A 22,223-nucleotide genomic window follows, 5' to 3' on the forward strand; every position below is an offset into this window, starting at 1 on the left:
TTTAAGTTTTTTATTGTTGAAAGGGCTTTTATTTTATATAATAGAAATATGAAAAGAGGCGAGGTTAGGTGTATTATATTTCACCATATGCTTTATATAAACTCGTAAAGCAATTGTTTCATGATGTCAATGATGTTAATGATATGACATTATATGCTTATCGTGAAAACAAATGTTGGAAAATTGGTTTTTCTAATGAGTATATTGATCAAATTCCTGATGATTCTATAAATATCAGTTATGAATTTAAAGATGGATTTTTAAAAAATAGTCCACAGCAGGCAACTGAGGAAATTATAAAAAGTTTAAGGCGTTATGAACAAGATCGTATATCTATATAAAAGCATAAGGAAAGCTGGTAAATGAAATGTTATCAGCTTTTTTATGTGAAAAAACATCATAGTGATTTGTTTTCATCACTATGATGTTTATTTTGATTATAAGCTTTGAGCGCTTTTTGATAATATTCACATTTATAATCAATTAAATCAAGTTGTTTTTGTAAATCTTGCATTTGTTTTTCAACAGTTTTTTTACGTTCTACAAACAATTCATAACGTTGTTGTAAAGAAATATCGCCTTGTTTGACTAATTCGATGAAATGCTTTATTTCTTTGATAGACATACCCGTGTTTTTAAAGCATTCAATAATTTCAAGCATACGAATATCATCCTCTTTAAAAATACGATAACCGGAATCTTTACGTTCAATATAAGGAAGCAACCCTTCTTTATCATAATATCTTAAAGTGGAAACAGGTAAATTCATGATTTTAGAAACATCACTGATAGAATAATTCATATGTTTTCATCTCCTTGTTTTTTATCATAATGTTTTTGAGTATAAAATGCAATATATCTTTATAACATAAGAAAGTATGAAATGATTTTTTGATACTTTCTCCTGTGTTATAAAGCCAATAAAGTCAATAAAGTCAATTGAAATCATTTGCGTAGTTATCCATCAAAAGAAAAGGTATAAAAAAGTTATTTTTTTTAGTACAATAGTAAAAAGGGGGCTTATCATGGAAATTAGAATATTGAGATATTTTTTAACAGTTGCAAGAGAAGAAAATATTACACGTGCAGCAGCAGTATTGCATATTACACAACCGACTTTATCAAGACAGCTTATACAATTAGAAGAAGAATTGAATACGCAATTATTAATTAGGGGAAAAAATAAGGTTACCTTAACAGATGCAGGTATGTTGTTAAGAAGAAGAGCAGAAGAAATTATTGATTTAGCTGATAAAACTGAAAAGGAATTTTTAGCGGCTGATGAATTAATAGCAGGGGAGATTTTTGTTGGTGCAGGAGAAATTAATGCTATGCATCAGTTAGGAGAATTTATGATGGATTTTCATCGTCGCTTTCCGCATATTCAATATCATTTGTATAGTGGCAATGCTGATGATGTTAAACAGAAAATTGATCAGGGATTTTTAGATATAGGGTTACTTACAGAACCAGTTGATATTGAAAAATATGATTTTGTACGTTTAAAATATAAAGAAGCATGGGGTATTATTGCACCTTTAAATAGCGAAATCGCTAAAAAAGAGTATGTAACACCTGAAGATATACAAAAATTACCACTCCTTATAGGACATCGTTTAATTGTCCAAAATGAACTGGCACATTGGATGGGATTGGATATTAGTGATTTAAATATTGTTGCGACTTATGATTTGATATATAATGCTGCTATTTTAGTAGAGAAAGGGTTAGGATATGCGTTGTGTCTAGACAAAATTGTATATATGTCAAATCAATCATTGGTTCGTTTTGTTCCTTTAAAACCAGCCTATGAAACTGGAGCGGTTATTGTATGGAAAAAACATCAAGTTTTTTCGGCTACAGCGACGCGTTTTATTCAAGAACTTTATACATATTTTCATAAATAAATATTTCATGCTTAAAAAGTATGGCTACAAATACATAATAAGTATTAGACAGGTTATTTTTAAAGTTTTAAAATAAAATTATCAAGGAGGAAAATTTATTTATGAGAGATATTGAAAAAGCAAAAGAATTATATCAGTCATTGCATAAAAATCATTTTTGTCCTCATGACTTAGCATACGAGGAAATGATGATTCATTATATTTATGGTGATGTTTATCAGCATGGTAATCTTGATTTGCGTCTTAGAGAATTGATTTTAATTGTTGTTAATACAACGAATATGACTTTAGAATCTTTAAAAGAACATGTTTATGCAGCTTTAAAGGCTAATGTGACTCCAGTTGAAATGAAAGAAGCCATTTATCAATGTACTCCATATATTGGTGTAGGCAAAGTGAAAGAAGCTCTTGATGCTGTTCATGATGTTTTTGTTGAAAATCAAATTGAATTACCTTTGGAAGATCAATCAACAGTAGAAGAAGAAACAAGATTCCAGGCTGGATTTGATGTTCAAAGTGAAGCGTTTGGTCGTGAGAATATTCAAGCTAATCATGATCATGCACCTCAAGAATTAAAACATATTCAAGATTATTTATCTGCACATTGTTTTGGAGATTTTTATACACGTCAGGGGCTTGATTTAAAAATAAGAGAAATGTTAACTTTTGTTATGTTGGCAACTTTAGGTGGCTGTGAAAATCAGTTGCGTGCTCATACTATGGCTAATATACAAGTTGGAAATAGTAGAGACATGTTGATTGATGTGATTACACAATGTCAACCTTATATTGGTTTTCCAAGAACTTTAAATGCTATCAATATTATTAATGAAGTTACACAAAAATAAAAGGCCATTGACCTTTTATTTTTGATGTTTACGTTTCCATTGTTGAATTTGTTGAAGTCGCAGTGCGACTTTTTTTTCATTTCCTTGATTTGTTGGATGATAATATTCTCTGTCTTGAAGTGATTCAGGTAAGCAAGTCATAGTTGTCAGTTTATCTTGAAAATCATGTGCATATTGATAACCTTTACCATAATTTAAATCTTTCATTAAACGGGTAGGAGCATTGCGTAAATGTAAGGGAACTGGTTTGGCGATTGTTTTTAATGCATCCTTTTTAGCAGCTTCATAAGCGACATATAGAGCGTTAGATTTAACTGATAAAGATAAATAAGTGACAACATGAGTAAGATGGACACTGCATTCAGGCATTCCAATAAAATGACAAGCCTGATATCCTGCAATAGCAATTTCTAATGCTCTACTATCAGCCATACCAATATCTTCACTTGCAAATCTAACAAGTCGTCGTGCAATATATAAAGGGTCTTCACCAGCTTCCAGCATTCTGGCTAACCAGTAAATAGCAGCATTGACATCACTGTTACGCATTGATTTGTGTAATGCAGAAATCAAATTATAATGCTCTTCACCATTTTTATCATAGAGTAATGATTTTTGACTTGTCATTTGTTCGATAATTTGAGGAGTAATAGTGATGTGATCATGATCACGAGGAGCATTATAAAAAGCCATTTCTAATGTGTTAAGAGCAACTCTAGCATCGCCATTTGCAAAATGAGCGATCATTGATAAACTGGAAGAATCAATATCAACATGAAAGTGACCAAAACCTCTAGGATCTTCAATAGCATGTTGCAAAAGTTCCATGATATCATCAACATTTAAAGCATTTAAGACAAAAACTTTACAACGTGATAATAATGCTGAATTGATTTCAAATGAAGGATTTTCAGTTGTTGCACCAATGAGAGTAATACTTCCTTGTTCTACATATGGTAAAAAAGCATCCTGTTGTGCTTTATTGAAACGATGAATTTCATCGATAAAAACAATGGTTTTAATTCCTTGAAGATGTGTCTCCATGGCATCTTGCATGACTTTTTTTATTTCTCTAATACCACTATTGACAGCACTAAAATCAATGAAATGTGCTTTTGTTGTTTGGGCTATAATTTTTGCCAGAGTCGTTTTTCCAACTCCTGGAGGACCCCAGAATATCATAGAAGGAATCTGATCATTTTGTATAAATTGCCATAACACTTTACCTTTACCAACAAGATGTTTTTGTCCTACATATTGGTCCAATGTCAGAGGTCTTAAACGATTGGCCAAAGGTTCTAAAACAGGCTGTTCTTTTGAGATTTTCATACCATTCACCAGCTTTCATTTTTATTTTAACATTTTTAAAATAAAGTTTCTATAAGTTCATGTTTCGTTCATATCTTCACACTATACTAATCATGATTTATTATGATAAGGAGACTATGATGTTTGGATATATAGTAATCAATAAACCAGAAATGAAATTTAAAGATTTTGATATCTATCAGTCATATTATTGTGGGCTATGTCGAACTATGAATGATAATTATGGTTTAAAAGGGCGCGTAGCTTTAAATTATGATATGACATTTTTAGCTATTTTATTATCTGGTTTATATGAACCACACAATCAATCAAGCTATCGTAGATGCTTTTTACATCCACTGAAAAAGCATCTAGAAATACAAAATGAATATGTTGAATATGCTGCTAAAATGACAATTGCTTTAACATATCTTAAATGTGATGATGATTGGATTGATGATCAAAAGATGTCAAAACAGGTCTATAAGAAAATTTTGAATCATAGTTATCAATCTATAAAAAAAGAATTTCCACAAAAGATAGAGATGATTGAAAAACAATTGGACAAGATTCATGAATATGAAAAAATGGAAGATGTTCGTATTGATGATATTTCCGGATGTTTTGGAAAAGTCATGGCTGAAATTTGCTGTTTTCAAGATGATCTCTGGCAAGATTATTTGAGGGAATTTGGATTTTTTTTAGGTAAATATATTTATTTACTAGATGCCTATGATGATATTGAAAAAGATCTAAAAGACAATAACTATAATCCATTTATTTCTCATTTTCATGATGAACATTTTGAAGAGAGATGCCATGATTTATTAGAAATGATGATTTCAAGAGCTGCCGAAGCTTTTGAATATCTTCCAATAGAGGAAAATGTTGAAATTTTAAGGAATATCATATATAGTGGTGTTTGGAGTCAATATGAATTACGTTATCAAAAAAGAATGGAGGATAAGAAGTAAATGGATCCATATCAAGTATTAGGAATTTCTCCAAATGCATCAGATGATGAAGTCAAACATGCTTATCGAACATTAAGTAAAAAATATCATCCTGATGCTAATATTAATAGTGAACATCAGGCTGAATATACTGAAAAGTTTAAACAGGTACAAAATGCATATAAAACGATCATGGATAATCGAAAAAAAGGATTTACGAATCAAACATATGGTCAAAGTTCACAGTCGACTTATCAATATCAGGGTAATGATCAGGCGGCTTTTCAAGATGTTGCGGCATTTATTCAAGCTGGTCGTTATCAGGATGCTCTTCATATTTTGGAACAGATTCGTAATCGTTCATCAATATGGTTTTATTACAGTGCTTTAGCTATGAATGGTATAGGAAATAATGCAACAGCATTAGAATATGCACAAACAGCAGCGCAAATGGAACCTGGTAATTTACAATATATTTTCTTGGTTCAGCAATTGCAGGCTGGAAGTGGTCAATATCGTCAGACACAGCAAACTTATACGTCACCATATGCTAATATGGCTAATTGCTGTTATTCGTTATTGATGTTTAATATTTTTATGAGTTGTTGTTGTAGATGTTATTAAAGGAGAATGATTTATGAGTAAGATTATTGGTATTGATTTAGGAACAACAAATAGTTGTATGTCTTTTATTGAAAATGGAAAAACAACCATTATTCCTAATAGTGAAGGAGCGAAAACAACACCAAGTGTTGTAGCATTCACACATGATGGACAAAGACTTGTAGGGGAAAGTGCTAAGCGACAGGCTGTTACAAATCCAATGGGGACAATTTCATCTATTAAACGTGAAATGGGAACTGATTATAAAAAGAAAATTGGCAATCGTGAGTATACACCCCAGGAAATTTCTGCCATGATTTTACAGAAATTAAAAATAGATGCTGAAAATTATTTAGGAGAAGAAGTTAAACAGGCTGTTATTACAGTACCTGCTTATTTTAATGATGCCCAACGTCAAGCCACAAAAGATGCTGGAAGAATTGCTGGATTGGAAGTTATGCGTATTATTAATGAACCAACTGCAGCAGCATTGGCATATGGTTTAGAAAATAGTTATGGGCAAAAAATGATGGTTTTTGACTTGGGTGGAGGAACTTTTGATGTTTCTATTATTGAAATTGGTAATGGAGTGATTGAAGTTCTATCAACATCAGGAGATAATCATCTAGGTGGTGATGATTTTAATGAATTATTAGCACAACATATTTTAACTGAATTTGAGAAAAGCTCAGGGATTTCATTGAGAAATGATTTAATGGCTATGCAACGTATCAAAGAAGCCGCTGAAAAAGCAAAAATTGAATTATCTTCAATGACTTCTACTGTTGTATCTTTACCATTTATTACAACGACATCTGCAGGACCACAAAATTTAGAAATGACAATCACAAGAGATTTATTTAATCGTATTACTAGAGAATTAGTTGAAAGAACAATTCTCCCAATGCAAAATGCGTTAAATGATGCACGTTTATTACCTGCTGAATTGAATAAGATTATTCTTGTAGGTGGGTCTTCACGTATTCCAGCAGTTCAAGATAAAATTAAGGAAGTTACTGGAATTACACCAAGTAAATCATTAAATCCTGATGAATGTGTCGCTATGGGAGCAGGAATTCAAGGTGGTAAATTATCTGGTGATGTGACTGCAATGGGAAATTATGATGTCTTATTATTAGATGTGACACCATTGACATTATCTATTGAAACAGTAGGGGGAGTTGCAACTCCATTAATTGATCGAAATACACCAATTCCAACAAGTCATAGTCAAATTTTTACAACATCATCTAATTTCCAGACACAAGTTGAAATTAATGTTTTACAAGGGGAAAGACCTTTAGCTAAAGACAATAAAAGTTTAGGTAAATTTAAACTTAAAAAGATTAAGCGTGCAATGCGTGGAATTCCACAAATTGAAGTCACTTTTGATATTGATGTTAATGGTATCGTAAGTGTTTCTGCAAAAGATTTGGCTAGTGGAAATATGCAAAGTATTACTATTGAAAATGGTTCTCATATGTCTGATGAAGATATTGAAAGAGCTATTCATGAAGCTAAACAATTTGAACAGCAGGATGCTAAAACAAAAGAAAGACTTGTTTTTAAAAATGATTTAGAAACATTAATGTCAAGAGTAGAAGCCAGTTTAGCAAAACATCATAAAGAAATAGATAAAACTGTAAGGACACAAATTAAAAATGAATTGAATCAATTAAAGAAATTAACAAAAAAAGTACAGTTTGAAACATGCCCAGATGCACAATTTCAGGAAATTAAAGAAGCAAAACAAAGATTGGAAGATAGTGCAGCATTCTTGCTTTCTATGGGTGAATAAAGACATTGATCAAACATTAATGTCTTTTTTTATAAAAAGTATATATGGAAATAAGATTAGCCAAAGAGCAAGATTTAATAAAACTTGCTGAAATTGAAAGAATTTGTTTTCCTGCTCAAGAAGCTGCAACTAAACAACAATTTCAACAAAGATTTCTTGCTTTTCCTGATTGTTTTTTAGTAGCCGTTATAGAAGGACAGATTGTTGGATTAATCAATGGGGCAATGATTTCAACACGTTTTTTAATTGATCAATATTATGAAGATACATCCTTACATGATTTCAATCATCCATATCAAAGTATATTTGGTTTAGCTGTTTTACCAACTTTTCAACATCGTGGGATTGCTCAAAAATTAATGAATGCTTTTATTGATCTGGCTCTTACAAGAGGTAAAAAAGGCTTGGTACTGACTTGTAAAAAAGAGTTAATAGATTTTTATAAACAATTTGGTTATAGTTGCTTGGGAGTTTCTCAATCTATCCATGGTGGAGTGACATGGTATGATATGTTTTTAGAACTTGAAAGTCATGAAATGTGTTTTATTCCCATGCAATATTATCATTTAAATAAGTGTTCAATATTATTTCAGCAATGTTTTATGCAAGAACCATGGAATGAAACGTGGACTTATGAGCAGTCTTATCAGCGATTGAAAGAAATGCTACTTTCACCATATGCTTTGGGATATGTTCTATATCGAGATAATCAGTTGATAGGTATGATACTAGGGCGTCAAATGACTTATTTAGAAAAGAAAGAGCTATGGATTGATGAAGTCTGCATTTTACCAGAATTGCATGGGCAACATTTAGGAAGTTATCTATTACAACAAACAAAAAAAGAATGTATCAAATTGCATATAGAGAGAATGGTTTTACAGACAATTCGTGGTTTTTTAAGTGAAGGATTTTATAGTAAAAATAATTTTGTTGAAGAAAAGCATTTGATTTGTATGTTTTGTGATATATAAAAAATCTCATAAATGGAGTGAACCCTTAAAGTTAGATTAGCTTTAGAGTTCAAAACATGAATGAGATTTTTTGTTTAAAAATAAGTTTTTGTATAAACGACTTTACCAATGATACGAACAGGAAGTTGTTCAACTTCTTCATTAGAAAAATATCTATTTTCAACAAGTGGGTTTGTGGCTTCCAAAATAAGCATATCTGGTTTTTTGATAATACGCTTCACTGTTACTTCTTCACCACCAATCATGACAACTGCAATATCACCTGTTGAGGCATAGGAACATTGTTTAATAAGGGCTAAATCTCCATCCATTATTCCTGATCCAGTCATGGAATCACCTTGAATCTGCAAAAAATAATCTCCCTTATAAAAATCTTCTTCTGTGACTTCTTCTTCACCCATATAGTTATTTTCTCCATACATATCATATCCGGCTTTTGCATAACCTAAAATAGGACGTTTTAAATGAATGGACTTTCCTTTGATAACGGGTTCAATATCATAACCAAGGAGTTCATTTAATCTTTTTAATGTTTCATCTTGAATTCTTTTAACATCTCCTGAAATCCAACGACTGACAGTAGATTTCGTGACTCCTAGTTTTTGAGCAATTTCATCATTTGTAAGTTGATGCCTATATTTATAATCCTTAATAATGTCTTTGAGTTCCATAGTCAACCTCCTATATGCATATTATAGTATAAAATACATCTAAAATAAAGAAAAAATCAAAAATAATAAAATAAGTTGCATAAAAATATTGAAATATGCAACAAGGTCATATATAATAATTGACGAGGAGTGAGAAATATGTGGAAAACTTTAATTGGATATATTTGTTTTGAAGAATGCATAGATCAAATAGAGAAAAAGAGAAATTTCATTATAAAAAAGAGATTGATTCATCAAGAACTCATCAACAAACAAAGAAACATGGATGAATATTGTTTCTATAAAGAGCAAATAAAAAATATTTTATATGAATATTGTAATGATGTCTTTGAAGAAGAAAGAAATGATATATTTTTTGATTTAACAAAATCTCAATATGTATTTGGTATGGATTCTATCAAACTTATGAAAAGTATTCAGCAAAGAATAGCAGATGAACTTTGTATTTCAATACATATAGGATTCAGTTTTCATCAAGAATTTGCCAAATGGATTTATATGCACAGTTATGAATCATATAGAATTTTAAGTTTTTATCAGGCAGTAAAAATATTTGGGAAGAATATATGCTCTCAAAAAAGAGATGAAATGTCTCAAATACATAGAACAGTTCATACCCTTCCTCAATCATTCGGTCAAGATAATCAAGATACTTTTTTGAATGCCAGAGAAGCTTTAATAATAGCACAAAATCTAAGCTTCAATTTAGTAAAGCAACTTAAAGAAAAAGACTATGGAATTCGTTGTATTCAAATTCAATTCTATGACATGCAGTTGAATTTTTATAAAAAAGAAGAGAAATTAAGAAATTATACAAATATTCATAGTGAGATTATGTATGTTATTGGAAAATTATTAAATGAATTTTCTTATCAGGGTCAATATTTTGGATTAAGAATAGTGTTATGCGATTTTAAAGATTTTCAGGATGAATCATATATATTACCAAATAAAGTGGATTTACATCATGTTAAAAGAAAAATATTTGGACAGCATAATCATTTGCCATTAAAAAATTGCTCATTGTTTGAAAAAACAGTTTAGTTCTTATGATCATCTCAGTAAGGAGAAGAGAACTATGTGTGATATGGATAATGTTTTAAAAGATATATATTCTTCGGATATTATTTTAAATCAAGATGAAGAAATGATGCTGGAACAGATACATATTCGTTATTTTGATTTAATGGATCAATTTCATGAACGTATTACAAATAGAAAATTAATACTGAGTGAAGAAGAAGTTGAAGAATTAGAAAACTGTGTGAATGAATTTGTTTATGAGTATGGATTTATACAGTTTAAACGAGGTGTTCATTTAGCTGTAGCTATTATACATGGATAATATTATGTATATAAAACTGTTTGTTTTTATAACTTTGTTTTATTTTGAATATCATTGAAAAATGGTAAGAAAAGAATCAAATGTACAACATTATCATATATTAAATTTTTGTAAAAAGAAAAGGAAATGAATCATTAATTTTCATTTCCTATTTTTATTTTTTTATAAACTTTTTGATATAAAAGAAAAGCAATGAATGAGGCAATCAGCTCTGATAAAGGAAATGTTAACCAGATACCAGTTACGCCAACAAGTGGTAAAAGAATAAGGGATAATGGGATAATGATGATAAATTGTCTTGTGAGTGTAATGATTAAAGAAATAGGTCCTTTTCCTAATGATTCAAAAACTCCAGACATAACAATGGCAAATGTAGAACAGATAAAACTTAATGATAAAATACGTAATCCAGTTATTCCAACCATAAGCATATCTTGATTGGCATTAAACATTTGAAGAATTTGAGCTGGGAAAATAAAGAATAGACATGTACCAAATAATAGAATAGTTCCAATAGTAAGAGTTGCCATTTTTAATGTCTGATCCATACGATTTCTTTGATGAGCTCCATAATTATAACTCATAATTGGACGCATTCCTTGTACAACTCCTGTTGTTGGCATATTAACGAATGTTTGCAGTTTATAATAGATACCAAAGAATGCAACGGCAGTTTGAGACACAGGAGCAAGGATACCATTTAATGCTGAAACTAAAACAGAAGGTAAACACATCATAACTCCAGATGGAATAGCTATTGAATATAAGTTTTTAAATGTATGCCAATCAATACGAAAATGACGGAATGAAATATGGATATGTGAATTATAGCGTAAGAATAAATATATTGATAAAAAGCAGGCACTAAATTGTCCAATAATAGTTGCTAGAGCTGCACCACTTACACCTAAAGCAGGTAATCCAAAATATCCAAAGATAAGTATTGGATCTAAAATAATATTAACAATTGCTCCAACCATTTGCATAATCATGGGAATGATCATATTTCCACAAGCCTGAAACATTTTTTCGATGGCTAAGTGAATAAATGTTGAAAATGTAAAAGTAATAACAATAAAACCGTATTCGATTCCATATTGTATGACATCCTGATTTTGAGTAAAAAGAGTTAAAAAAGGTTCTATAAGGAATAATCCAATTCCAACAAAAAGAATGGAATGTAAAAGTGTCATAACAATGCCTTGAGTAGCGACAAATGATGCTTCTTTATCATTATGTGCACCTAAATGTCTTGCAATAATGGCGTTTAAAGCAATACCTACACCACAGGAAAATGCTAATGATAAGTTTTGTAAGGGGTAGATTAACGAAACAGCTGTTAAAGCTTCTTCACCAAGCTGAGCCACAAAAATACTATCAACTATATTGTATAATGATTGAATAAGCATTGAAATCATTGGCGGAAAGGCCATAGACATCAAAAGGGGAAAAATAGGTTTATAAGCCATTGGATTTCTTTTTTCCATAATTTGAGATTCTCCTTTCGTAAAAAAAGCTATAGAATTTTCTATTTATTAATCAGAAATAGAGAAATCTATAGCTTTACAGCACTCCATATTTTATAGAAAAAATAAAAAATGTCAAATATTTTTTGTTGAAAATGAATATATTTTAAGATAGAATAATATCGAAATATGAAACAAAACCAACTATAAAAATATCTATGAAAGGGGACATGAAGATGTTTTTATATGTATGGTTTTTTATTTTGGGTGCTGTTATAGGAAGTTTTTTTCAAGTGTGTAAAGATCGATTGCCACTTGGTTTGGATATTGTAAAAGGAAGAAGTTTTTGTTTTGATTGTTTGCATCCTTTACAATGGTTTGATTTAATACCTATTGTCAGTTATGTGATGTTAAAAGGAAGATGTCTATATTGTCATCACCGCATTTCACTTTTTTATCCTATCTTTGAAATGATGAGTGGTTTTTTGCTTGTCTTACTTGTCTATTATGAATCCCAAGTGATAAAGGCTATTCTTCTTTTTTTATTGATAATGGATTTTATAACCATTTCATTAATAGATAGACAATGGCAAATTATACCTGATGAAATGATTATTTTAGAAATATTTATTGTATTAGGATTAATGCCTTATAGTGATGTTTCATTGTGGGAACGTTTGATAGGTATATTGATTATAAGTATGCCATTATTATTACTCAATTTTTGGATTCCAGATAGTTTTGGTGGCGGGGATATCAAATTATTGATGGTTAATGGCTTTATGTTAGGATATATAAAGATTATACTTGCTTTTACGATAGCAGTTTTATTGGGTGGAATCTATGCATCATATTTACTTTTTTATAAAAAAACACATCGCCATCATCATATCGCATTTGCTGGTTTTCTTTGTGTGGGAATTCTTATTTCTTTGTTTTTTGGAGAATATATTTTATATTTTTATAGCTATTTGTTTATTTAATTAACAAAAAAATAGATATTATTTATTTTTTATCTAAAAATATTGACAATTTAATAAAGGTGTGATAATTTGATATAAACAAACCAATGAGTAGGAGATAAAACTTGAAAATGTACTTAAAGAGAGTCCAGGATGGTGGAAGCTGGATAGTGGCAGTTAAGTAAATGGACCTATGAGGGCAAAGGGGAAAGGTAACGAGTATCCTGCGACGTGAGCTTACGTTACAAAGCAAAAATGTGTTGGCATTTTAATGAGGTGGGTTATTTTTATAACCAATAAAGGTGGTACCGCAGATTATAACATCTGTCCTTTGATGGACAGGTGTTTTTTGTTTATATGCCAATAAGAAAGGAGCTTTCTTATGAAAATGAAACGATGGTGTCTTATTTTCTAGTTAAACATGAATAAAATACAATATAAAGGAGATAAGACTATGAAAAAAATTTTAAAAAACGTATTAATAGGAATATGTATATTATCAATGACAATGGGTTGTCAAGGTGATAACTCAACTGTGAAAAAAGTTGCTGTTGTTCAATATATGGAACACACATCATTAAATACAATTAAGGATGCTTTTGATAAGCAAATGGAGGAGTTAGGTTATCAAGATAATCAAAATATTGAATATATTTTTAAAAATGCGCAGGGGGATAATAGTATTGCTGCTAGTATTACACAAACATTTGCATCAGAAAATCCTGATGTCGTTGTTGCGATAGCAACCCCTGTTGCTCAGTCAGTTGCATCGCTTTCTTCAACAACACCTGTTGTTTTTGCAGCAGTGAGTGATCCAATTGGAGCTAAACTGACAAGTTCTTTAGAAAAACCAGATAAAAATATAACAGGAACCAGTGACGAGATTCAAGTAGATTTGATTCTTGATAAAGCCCTTGAAATAAATCCGAATTTAAAAACTTTAGGAGTTATTTACAACAAAGGAGAAGCTAATTCAGTAACAAATATTCAAAAAGCTAAAAATTATGCACAAAAGCATGGTTTTGAAATTAAAGAAGCAACTATTACAAATGTTAATGAAGTTCAAAGTGCAATTGATGTTCTTGCAACTCAATGTGATGCTGTTTTTGCTCCTAATGACAATACAATTGCCAGTGCTATGAATGTTGTCAGTCATTCATGTATTCAGTCACAAGTTCCACTTTATGTAGGAGCAGATTCTATGGTACAGGATGGTGGATTTTTAAGCGTTGGGATTGACTATGAAGAATTGGGAAGGGAAACTGCCAATATGGTTGATCAAATTCTTAATGGTTCAAATGTAAGTGATATTCCTGTTAAGGTTTTTAAGGATGATTTAAAGATTTATGTGAATCAGGATGTCATGACACAAATTGATGTTGAATTACCTGAAAACATCATTCAAGATTCTTCATTGGTTATGATGTAGAGGGGTGGTCATGTTATGAATATGATAGTTATTATTGGAGCATTAGAACTTGGTGGTATATTTGCGATTATGTCTTTAGGATTATATTTGAGCTATAAGATTTTAAACTTACCTGATTTAACAGTTGATGGAAGCTTTACATTGGGTTGTGCAGTTAGTGCTGTTTTGACACTTTCTGGGCATCCTTACTTGGCATTATGTGCAGCTTTTATTGCAGGAATGCTGGCTGGTCTTGTGACTGGGCTTTTAACAACAAAGTTGAAAATTGCATCTTTACTTGCAGGAATTTTAACTATGACTGGACTTTATTCTATAAATTTAAAAATTATGAATGATTCACCTAATTTGTCATTGTTCGGTTCTACAACCATATTTACACCATTGACCAATTTCGAACCATATTCACAGTTTTTATTGATTATCATGTTTGTAGCTGTTATTTTTGGAGTTCTTTATTATTTTTTAAAAACACAGCTTGGTTTAGCGCTGCGCGCATGCGGCGATAACGAAGATATGGTTAAAGCTTCATCTATAAATGCTGACTTGATGAAAATTTTAGGTTTATCTTTATCCAATGGACTTGTGGCTTTGTCTGGAGCTATATATGCTCAGCATCAATCCTTTGCGGATAGTCAAAGTGGCACAGGAATGATGGTCATTGGTTTAGCAAGTATTATCATTGGAATGGCATTTATAAAAAAAGATCAGATTCATTATCAATTATTAGCAGTTACGATAGGTGCATTTATTTATCGTGGAATTCTCACTTTAGCTTTACAAATGGGGATTCCATCAACAGATTTAAAACTGTTGTCTGCTTTATTAGTTGTATTGGCTTTGATTTTGACAAAATTAAAAATAAGGAGGAAAAAAGTATGTTAGAATTACAGGACATATCGGTTGTTTTTCATCCTGATACAATTCATGAAAAGAAAGCTTTATCACATGTCAATTTACAAATTCAACAAGGGGATTTTGTGACAATTATTGGTAGTAATGGAGCTGGAAAGTCAACATTGTTTCAAACAATAAGTGGAGCGATTCTTCCAGCTCAGGGTCATATTTATTTGAATCATCAAGATATTACAAATTTAAAAGAATACAAACGTTCACGCTTCATCGGTAGACTTTTTCAAAATCCTTTAAAAGGAACAGCACCTACTATGACTATTGAAGAAAATTTAGCATTAGCTGGTTGTCAGGGACATTACTTCAAATTAAAACCAGTTTCTCACTTACAACGCCAACAAATGAAGGAAGCATTGAAAGAGCTGGGATTAGGATTAGAAAAACGTATGGATACAAAGGTTGGTGTTCTTTCTGGAGGACAACGTCAGGCATTGTCTTTATTAATGGCAACATATGCAAAACCACAGCTTTTACTATTAGATGAGCACACTGCTGCTCTTGATCCACAAACTGCAAAGACAGTCTTAGATTTAACAGCGAATATTGTCAGAAAAAATCAGATGACAACATTAATGATTACTCATAATATGGAAGATGCTATTCAATATGGACAAAAAATCATTATTATGAGTGAAGGGCGAATTCTTGATTTCATTGATGAAAAACGCAAACAAAATTTAACGGTGGAAGACTTGATTCATCTTTATACTCAACATACTCATGATTATACTGATCATATCTTATTACAATAAAAAGTAAGTCAAATGGATAAAATATAAAAAAGGCTGTTTTGAGTAACAGTCTTTTTGTATTATAAGTAATATTGTTGAAAATAGTGTAGACGAATTAAATCACAAATTGTCATAATTTGATAATTAAAATTAATACTATCAAATTTACCAGGAACATAAATAACTTTACAATTTGGTGAAGTTTCTGTTCTCAGATATTTTTTATTTTGGGTAATTAAAATCTGCTGTGCTTTATCAATATGTACATCAGCTTTTGACTTTTTAAATCCTTCTAAGTATCGACCTGTTGCACTAATAACAATGGCCACATCATGTTCATCCATAACAATAGGATCATAACTATGATATTGAATAAAAGGTTTACCAAATGTAATCATGTCAGTTTGTAGTTCAATAGCAATAGATATTGGATATAAAGCACCAAATACAACAATTCTTTTGGCACGATAAAGCTTTTGACAAATATCACTTATGATTTTTTGCATTTCATCATCACTACAGTCTTTATCCATTTTTTCAATGAATTCACGACTATCAACACCAATCATTCTGACACGAATTTGATTAAGACGTGTCTGATGATGATTGACTAAGGTTTCCTTAAATTCTTCATATTCTTTAAAGCCTAGTAAGGCAATAAAAGAATATAATTCTTCTTTTTTAAAACACCCTTTTTTTAAAAATTCTTCTTCACTCATATCTTCCATTTCAAGGTAATGAAAAATAATGAATGTACAAATTTTATAATTATAATCATGAAAAAGGGTTCCATTTAAATAGGTTAAAATACGGCTCAATAATATATTCATAAGATACCTCCCTATCCAACATTATATCATGTTTAAATAGAAATAGATAAAGATTTTGCTTTTTTGAAAAAAATGATATAATCAATAAAATAAAGGAGATAACAAAATGCGTATAATGAAAATAGATATATCACAGATAGAATTTAACTATCAAAAATATCCTCAAACACTTTATCAATCAGTTTTAAGAATTGGTTTTTCATTTCCTATTTCTGTCAATCAGGAAAATCAACATTACATTTGTGTGGATGGACATAAACGTTTATCAGCTTTAGCTGATATTTTAAAGGACAATCCACAGTATTCACGTGGCACATTGGTACCTGTTATTATTAAAAATAATGGAAATGTACGTTCCAATGATTGCTGGAGAGGAAGAAATACCCATTAAAAAATATTTATATCTTATCTTAATGAAAAACCAATTGGGCAATGTGAAAGAATGTAAAACATTGATCAAAAAAGGTTATGTGATGATTAATGATCAATGTGTGAAAGATCCACATTACCTTGTTTGTAAAGAGGATAAAATTAGAGTTCAAGGTAAAGTGATTGAGGCAATGCCATTTGTTTATTATATGATCAATAAACCAGTGGGATATATATGTGCTGCGCATGACCAGAAATATCCTTGTCTATTAGAATTAATAGATCGAGATGATTGTTATTGTGTTGGACGTCTGGATAAAGATACAACAGGTTTTGTGTTATTAACTAATGATAAATCTTTATCTAAAAAGCTTCTATTGCCACAGAATCATGTAGAAAAAACATATGAAGTGCAGACAAAATTGCCAATAACGGAAAACTATGTTGAGGCTTTTCAAAAAGGAATGATGATTGATAGGACATATCAATGTTTACCAGCAGAGCTAGAAATAAAAGATGATTATCATTGCCTCGTTACAATATGTGAAGGAAGATATCATCAAATCAAAAAAATGTTTTTATCGATGTCTAATGAAGTTGTTAGTTTAAAACGAATAGCATTTGCGCATATTGTTTTAGATGAACAATTGAAATATGGACAATATCGTCAACTTAATGAAGATGAAATGAAATTATTGCAGAATGCTTTGGCATAGACATCTGATAGGGAAGTTGATATAATTGTGACAAGATTGGAGGAAAATAGAATGTCAGTATTAGATACAAATATACTTATATATCGTTATTTTGAAGAAATTTCACAAATTCCGCATGGTTCATACCATGAAGAAAAATTGGCGGATTATATTGAAGATTTAGCTAAACAACATCATCTTCGTTATATGCGTGATGATATGCATAATTTGATTGTGTTTAAAGAAGCCAGTCAAGGCTATGAAGATCATGAACCAGTCATGTTGCAGGCACATATAGATATGGTTAATGAAAAGAATAAAGAAAGTCAGCATAATTTTGATACTGATCCATTAAAGCTTTATGTGGAAGATGGTTTTTTACATGCCAATGAGACAACTTTAGGAGCTGATGATGGTTGTGGTGTATGTTATATGTTGGCATTGTTGACAGATAACAGTTTATCTCATCCAGCATTGGAATGTGTCTTTACTGTTCAAGAAGAAGTTGGACTATGTGGAGCAATGGCTTTAGATACAACATCACTTAAAGCTAAACGTTTAATTAATTTAGATAATGAAGCAGAAGGGGAAACTTGTGTGTCATCATCAGGAGGAAATGATGTTTTGATTACCAAAGAAATCACGGGTGAAGATAATCATTCTCCAGTTTATGTTTTGGAAGTGAAAGGTTTAAAAGGAGGACATTCTGGTGGATGTATTCATTTAGGTAGAGGAAATGCTAATAAGATTGCGGGACGCATTTTATATCATTTATTGAAAAATGGGATGGATATTCGTTTGATTGATATTACAGGAGGATTAAAAAACAATGCGATTCCTAGAGAGTGTACAGTTGCTTTTGCAAGTCAGCAATCTTATGAAGAATTAGCACAATATATTGGACAGTATGAAACAGATATTCGAAAGGAATTAGAAATCAGTGATCCTGAATTTTATGTGGAATTGCATTGTGATGAATGTCATGTCTGTGTGAATGCAAAAGATAGTGAAGCTATGATTTCAATTATGTATTTAGGTTTGAATGGAATGCTGGAAATGTCACAGGCAATTGAACATTTACCAACTTTATCATTGAATATGGGGGTCATACGTACACATGATCATAGTTTTACAATTGATTATTCATTACGTTCACCTTTAAAAAGTTTACGTGATGAGTTATGTCTACAACTGGAAACAATTGCTTTATTATATGGAGCTTCTATTCAGGTATCTAATGATTATCCGGGTTGGGATTATGATCCTCATTCACGCTTTAGAGCACAGTTTAAAGAATTTTATCAAACCTATGCCAATCAGACATTAAAAGAAGAAGCAACACATGGTGGATTAGAAACGGGTATTTTTAAACAAAAAATTCCTGATTTAGATATTATAACTTATGGACCACATATGGAAAATGTTCATACACCTGATGAAAAATTAGATTTGGCTTCTTATTTAAGATGTTATGATTGTTTAGTTGCCTTTTTAGCAACTTTATAGAGGGATTTTATGGATTGTTCAATCAAAAAACAATGTGGCAGCTGTCAATATATTGGAATGGATTATCAAAAACAGTTGCTTATAAAAAAAGAAAAGTGTCAAAAACTATTTCCTCATCATTTCGTTCATGATGTTGCTGGAATGGAAAAACCATATTATTATCGTAATAAAGTCATTGTCGCTTTTAATCAAAAATATGAATATGGTTTATATGAAGAAACATCTCATCGCATTGTACCGATGAAATCATGTTTGTTGCATGATGATGAAACACATCAAATTTTATCAACCATACAGAAGATTCTCAAAAAATATCGTGTATCCATATATGATGAAAAGAAAAATAGAGGATTTTTAAGACATGTTTTAATACGTAGGGCAGTCATGACGAATCAGACACTCGTTGTTCTGGTTGGAACAGATCATGTCATGAAGGGAAGTAAAAATTTTTGTCAGGAATTAATAAAAGCCTGTCCATCTGTTCAATCGGTTGTTTTAAATACAAATCGTAGACAAACAAGTGTAGTTTTATCTAAACAAGAAAAAGTGCTATATGGAAAAGGATTTATTGTTGATCAATTATGTGGCTTAACATTTAAAATATCAGCTCAATCATTTTACCAGATTAATCATGAACAGTGTACAGTTCTTTATCGTCGCATTTTATCGTTATTGAATTTACATCAGGATGATACCATTTTAGATACTTATTGTGGTATTGGAACGATTGGAATGTTTTTGGCTCAATATGTTCAAACTGTTATTGGGGTGGAAATCAACAAAGAAGCTTATAAAGATGCTATTAACAATGCAAAAATGAATCATATTTCAAATATTCATTTTGTTAATGGGGATGCTTCTGAGTTTATGCATCAATTGGCTATTCAAAAGCAAAAAGTGGATTGTGTTGTTATGGATCCACCACGTGCTGGGAGTACAAAAACTTTTATTGAAGCAATTCGTACTTTACAGCCTAGACAGGTTGTCTATGTATCGTGTGATCCAACAACGCAGGCACGTGATTTAAAAATGTTTGCTAAAATTGGCTATCAAAGTCATGATGTTTATCCAGTTGATATGTTTCCACATACTGAGCATGTGGAGACGGTAGTACTGCTTTCCCACAAAAAACCGGATGGACATATCAACGTAAAAGTCGAGTTTGGTGAAGGTGAGGGAAAAGTACCGCTGGATAATATCACAAAGAGAACTGAAGCGTACAAGCCGAAAGAGCGAATTACATATAAGATGATTAAGGAATACATAGAAGCGAAATACGGTTTCAAGGTACATACCGCATATATCGCAGAGGTAAAGAGAAATTTGGGTTTGCCGATGTATGACGCTCCTAATGCAGTAGAAGAATTGAAACATCCGAGAAAACATCCGACAGCGGAGAAAGTGGAAGCTATTAAAGATGCTTTGAAATATTTTGGGGTTATTTAATAGGTAGCCTGTTTATAGAATATCACATGGATTAGTAAAGCAAATAAATGATGGAAAGGGTGAGGATTATGGGTGGAAAAGAAGCATCACGGGGATTTTTATACCAGGGGTTTGCTTCAGTATTAGAGGCCTTAACTGATAAAAGTAACTGGGATAAGATATATGTCGAATTTCCAACATCAAATGATAAGGTTGATATAGCATTAGAGCAGCAAAATCAAATTGTTAAATGCATACAAGTAAAATCAACGATAAATACTTTTACCAAATCAGACATCAAAACATGGCTAGATGAGCTTATAAAGGATATAGAAAGTCCTGAATATGAATTATTCTTAATCGGGCAATGTGATAAGTCCGCCAACACATTTATAAAGTCAATCGAAAAGTATTATGGGAAAGTGCTTGATAAAGAAGCAAAATCGTCGCTAAATGGGTTTGATACAGATTTGTTTGATAATAAGAGAATACGGTTTTTTATTTTGCCGTTTGAAATAGAAGTTTTAGAAAAAATTGTAAGAGATTCGTTGCATCAGTATATTTCAGATAGCAATCAAATGATGACGTTTGACCAAATTAGGTTTATTGCTTCAGCGACTGTAAATGACCAGATGATTTCTTCAACACATGGTAAAGGTATTGATAGAAAAGACTTTGATGAAGAAATGGAAAAACGCATTCTTCTTGTTGCCGATAAGTATTCCCCTAAAAGAATATCTATTGGTGTGAAAAGCTTTACCCGTGGAGCAGAAAACTTGGAAGAAGACACAGAGAGTTGTATATCATTCATTAATAAGTTTGATGGTCGCAATATAAAGGGTGAATACGATTGGAACAAAGATATTTATAGAAATTTGGAGGAATTTTTGCTCACAAATACAAGCAACAAGCATGCCTATCAAATATTTTTAGATACACATGCGTCTATAGCCTTTGCAGTAGGAAGAATTCTTGATAGTAAATCAGGTATCAACGTATTTCCGATACAAAAATCGTCGACCAATGGCACTGTATTATGGGATGTGAAACTGTCATCTAAAAGGAACTATACTAATTGGGATATTTCACACGAAAAGTTTAATGAGAATCAATATGATTCTGCATTAGTATTAAATGTCACTCGCAACATTTACGATGACGTGGTAAAATTCATAAAAGAAAACAATCTATCAATTGGACGTATCATTAATTGTACGCCAAGCGATGTTGGTGCTACAAATTTTTCGATAGAAGATGGAACACATGCAACTGCTTTAGCTAATTCAGTTTATAACGCTATTGGCAGAAGAAGCACTGTGGAACGGCGTGCAACACTACATATTTTTGCTGCTGCTCCAAATGCATTTATGTTTTTCTTAGGTCAAAATTCAGTTGGATTTGGCAAATGTATTCTATATGAATATGATTTTGAGCAAAGGAATTCTTGTACATATTCACAATCAATAAGTTTTACTAATTAAAGGAGGATCGTTT

Annotated in this window: 23 protein-coding genes and 1 other annotated feature; of the genes, 18 read left to right on the forward strand and 5 right to left on the reverse strand. The window is 31.1% G+C overall.

Annotated features, from left to right (window positions below; all coding sequences use genetic code 11):
• Nucleotides 1-68 precede the first annotated feature (68 nt).
• Complete coding sequence (locus ACESR5_RS00960) at nt 69-341, forward strand: hypothetical protein (RefSeq protein ID WP_087245523.1); 273 nt, start codon at nt 69-71, stop codon at nt 339-341.
• A 56-nt stretch (nt 342-397) separates the two neighbouring features.
• Here the strand turns inward: ACESR5_RS00960 and ACESR5_RS00965 are convergent, their stop codons facing one another.
• Nucleotides 398-802 (reverse strand): MerR family transcriptional regulator, encoded by a 405-nt coding sequence (locus tag ACESR5_RS00965; protein WP_129736282.1) that lies wholly within the window; start codon nt 800-802, stop codon nt 398-400.
• Nucleotides 803-1,025: 223 nt separating this feature from the next.
• Between ACESR5_RS00965 and ACESR5_RS00970 the strand changes: the two genes are divergently transcribed.
• Both ACESR5_RS00970 and ACESR5_RS00975 read left to right on the forward strand, forming a co-directional pair.
• The gene (locus ACESR5_RS00970; protein WP_373153804.1) at nt 1,026-1,907 is read left to right on the forward strand and encodes a LysR family transcriptional regulator; all 882 of its coding nucleotides are present in this window, start codon (nt 1,026-1,028) and stop codon (nt 1,905-1,907) included.
• A 101-nt stretch (nt 1,908-2,008) separates the two neighbouring features.
• Entirely contained in the window at nt 2,009-2,755 is a 747-nt protein-coding gene (locus ACESR5_RS00975; RefSeq protein ID WP_087303832.1) for a carboxymuconolactone decarboxylase family protein, read from the forward strand.
• A 15-nt stretch (nt 2,756-2,770) separates the two neighbouring features.
• Here the strand turns inward: ACESR5_RS00975 and ACESR5_RS00980 are convergent, their stop codons facing one another.
• Nucleotides 2,771-4,084 (reverse strand): replication-associated recombination protein A, encoded by a 1,314-nt coding sequence (locus tag ACESR5_RS00980; RefSeq protein ID WP_373153805.1) that lies wholly within the window; start codon nt 4,082-4,084, stop codon nt 2,771-2,773.
• A gap of 119 nt (nt 4,085-4,203) precedes the next feature.
• Here ACESR5_RS00980 and ACESR5_RS00985 point away from each other — a divergent pair, with 119 nt between their 5' ends.
• From ACESR5_RS00985 to ACESR5_RS01000, 4 genes are read left to right on the forward strand one after another with little or no spacing between them, the layout of a single operon-like run.
• Nucleotides 4,204-5,037 carry a DUF5685 family protein gene (locus tag ACESR5_RS00985; protein WP_373153806.1) on the forward strand — a complete coding sequence of 278 codons (834 nt, stop codon included), beginning with the start codon at nt 4,204-4,206 and terminating at the stop codon, nt 5,035-5,037.
• On the forward strand, nt 5,038-5,640 hold the full coding sequence (locus tag ACESR5_RS00990) for a J domain-containing protein (RefSeq protein ID WP_087297540.1): 603 nt from the start codon (nt 5,038-5,040) through the stop codon (nt 5,638-5,640).
• A 13-nt stretch (nt 5,641-5,653) separates the two neighbouring features.
• Nucleotides 5,654-7,417, forward strand: a complete 1,764-nt coding sequence (dnaK, locus tag ACESR5_RS00995) for a molecular chaperone DnaK (protein ID WP_289528176.1) — start codon at nt 5,654-5,656, stop codon at nt 7,415-7,417.
• A gap of 44 nt (nt 7,418-7,461) precedes the next feature.
• Nucleotides 7,462-8,391, forward strand: coding sequence for a GNAT family N-acetyltransferase (locus ACESR5_RS01000; RefSeq protein WP_373153808.1), 930 nt, complete (start codon nt 7,462-7,464; stop codon nt 8,389-8,391).
• Between the two features lie 74 nt (nt 8,392-8,465).
• On the opposite strand, the gene ACESR5_RS01005 is transcribed toward ACESR5_RS01000, so the two are convergent.
• On the reverse strand, nt 8,466-9,062 hold the full coding sequence (locus ACESR5_RS01005) for a LexA family transcriptional regulator (RefSeq protein WP_087245870.1): 597 nt from the start codon (nt 9,060-9,062) through the stop codon (nt 8,466-8,468).
• A 138-nt stretch (nt 9,063-9,200) separates the two neighbouring features.
• On the opposite strand from ACESR5_RS01005, the gene ACESR5_RS01010 reads away from it, so the two are divergent.
• Both ACESR5_RS01010 and ACESR5_RS01015 read left to right on the forward strand, forming a co-directional pair.
• On the forward strand, nt 9,201-10,106 hold the full coding sequence (locus ACESR5_RS01010) for a hypothetical protein (RefSeq protein ID WP_373153810.1): 906 nt from the start codon (nt 9,201-9,203) through the stop codon (nt 10,104-10,106).
• 34 nt (nt 10,107-10,140) lie between these two features.
• Nucleotides 10,141-10,407 (forward strand): hypothetical protein, encoded by a 267-nt coding sequence (locus ACESR5_RS01015; RefSeq protein WP_168080521.1) that lies wholly within the window; start codon nt 10,141-10,143, stop codon nt 10,405-10,407.
• A 134-nt stretch (nt 10,408-10,541) separates the two neighbouring features.
• Here ACESR5_RS01015 and ACESR5_RS01020 read toward each other — a convergent pair whose 3' ends face one another.
• Entirely contained in the window at nt 10,542-11,894 is a 1,353-nt protein-coding gene (locus tag ACESR5_RS01020; RefSeq protein WP_087245864.1) for an MATE family efflux transporter, read from the reverse strand.
• 215 nt (nt 11,895-12,109) lie between these two features.
• Between ACESR5_RS01020 and ACESR5_RS01025 the strand changes: the two genes are divergently transcribed.
• The 4 genes from ACESR5_RS01025 (at nt 12,110) to ACESR5_RS01040 (ending at nt 15,925) form a co-directional block, all read left to right on the forward strand.
• Nucleotides 12,110-12,856, forward strand: coding sequence for an A24 family peptidase (locus ACESR5_RS01025; protein WP_165352210.1), 747 nt, complete (start codon nt 12,110-12,112; stop codon nt 12,854-12,856).
• 77 nt (nt 12,857-12,933) lie between these two features.
• Nucleotides 12,934-13,170, forward strand: a binding site (T-box leader).
• Between the two features lie 119 nt (nt 13,171-13,289).
• Complete coding sequence (locus tag ACESR5_RS01030) at nt 13,290-14,264, forward strand: ABC transporter substrate-binding protein (protein WP_087303824.1); 975 nt, start codon at nt 13,290-13,292, stop codon at nt 14,262-14,264.
• 15 nt (nt 14,265-14,279) lie between these two features.
• On the forward strand, nt 14,280-15,146 hold the full coding sequence (locus ACESR5_RS01035; RefSeq protein ID WP_129736256.1) for an ABC transporter permease: 867 nt from the start codon (nt 14,280-14,282) through the stop codon (nt 15,144-15,146).
• Entirely contained in the window at nt 15,140-15,925 is a 786-nt protein-coding gene (locus ACESR5_RS01040; protein ID WP_087936234.1) for an ABC transporter ATP-binding protein, read from the forward strand. Before ACESR5_RS01035 ends, ACESR5_RS01040 begins: the two co-directional genes overlap by 7 nt.
• 59 nt (nt 15,926-15,984) lie before the next feature.
• Here ACESR5_RS01040 and ACESR5_RS01045 read toward each other — a convergent pair whose 3' ends face one another.
• Nucleotides 15,985-16,734 carry a hypothetical protein gene (locus tag ACESR5_RS01045; protein ID WP_087244940.1) on the reverse strand — a complete coding sequence of 250 codons (750 nt, stop codon included), beginning with the start codon at nt 16,732-16,734 and terminating at the stop codon, nt 15,985-15,987.
• Between the two features lie 106 nt (nt 16,735-16,840).
• Between ACESR5_RS01045 and ACESR5_RS01050 the strand changes: the two genes are divergently transcribed.
• The 5 genes from ACESR5_RS01050 to ACESR5_RS01070 all read left to right on the forward strand — a co-directional run bounded on the left by ACESR5_RS01050 (nt 16,841) and on the right by ACESR5_RS01070 (nt 22,210).
• A complete protein-coding gene (locus ACESR5_RS01050) occupies nt 16,841-17,125 on the forward strand; it encodes a hypothetical protein (protein ID WP_087244941.1) in 285 nt (94 codons plus the stop codon).
• Nucleotides 17,094-17,819, forward strand: coding sequence for a 16S rRNA pseudouridine(516) synthase (locus ACESR5_RS01055; protein WP_239386219.1), 726 nt, complete (start codon nt 17,094-17,096; stop codon nt 17,817-17,819). The genes ACESR5_RS01050 and ACESR5_RS01055 overlap by 32 nt, the downstream gene beginning before the upstream one ends.
• A 51-nt stretch (nt 17,820-17,870) precedes the next feature.
• A complete protein-coding gene (pepD, locus tag ACESR5_RS01060) occupies nt 17,871-19,304 on the forward strand; it encodes a beta-Ala-His dipeptidase (protein WP_373153813.1) in 1,434 nt (477 codons plus the stop codon).
• Nucleotides 19,305-19,313: 9 nt separating this feature from the next.
• Entirely contained in the window at nt 19,314-20,750 is a 1,437-nt protein-coding gene (gene rlmD, locus ACESR5_RS01065) for a 23S rRNA (uracil(1939)-C(5))-methyltransferase RlmD (protein ID WP_373153814.1), read from the forward strand.
• 68 nt (nt 20,751-20,818) lie between these two features.
• A complete protein-coding gene (locus tag ACESR5_RS01070; RefSeq protein ID WP_373153816.1) occupies nt 20,819-22,210 on the forward strand; it encodes an SAVED domain-containing protein in 1,392 nt (463 codons plus the stop codon).
• Nucleotides 22,211-22,223: the final 13 nt, after the last annotated feature.

Source organism: Clostridium sp. AUH-JLR23, assembly GCF_964238065.1.
GTDB lineage: Bacteria > Bacillota_I > Bacilli_A > Erysipelotrichales > Coprobacillaceae > Allocoprobacillus > Allocoprobacillus merdigallinarum.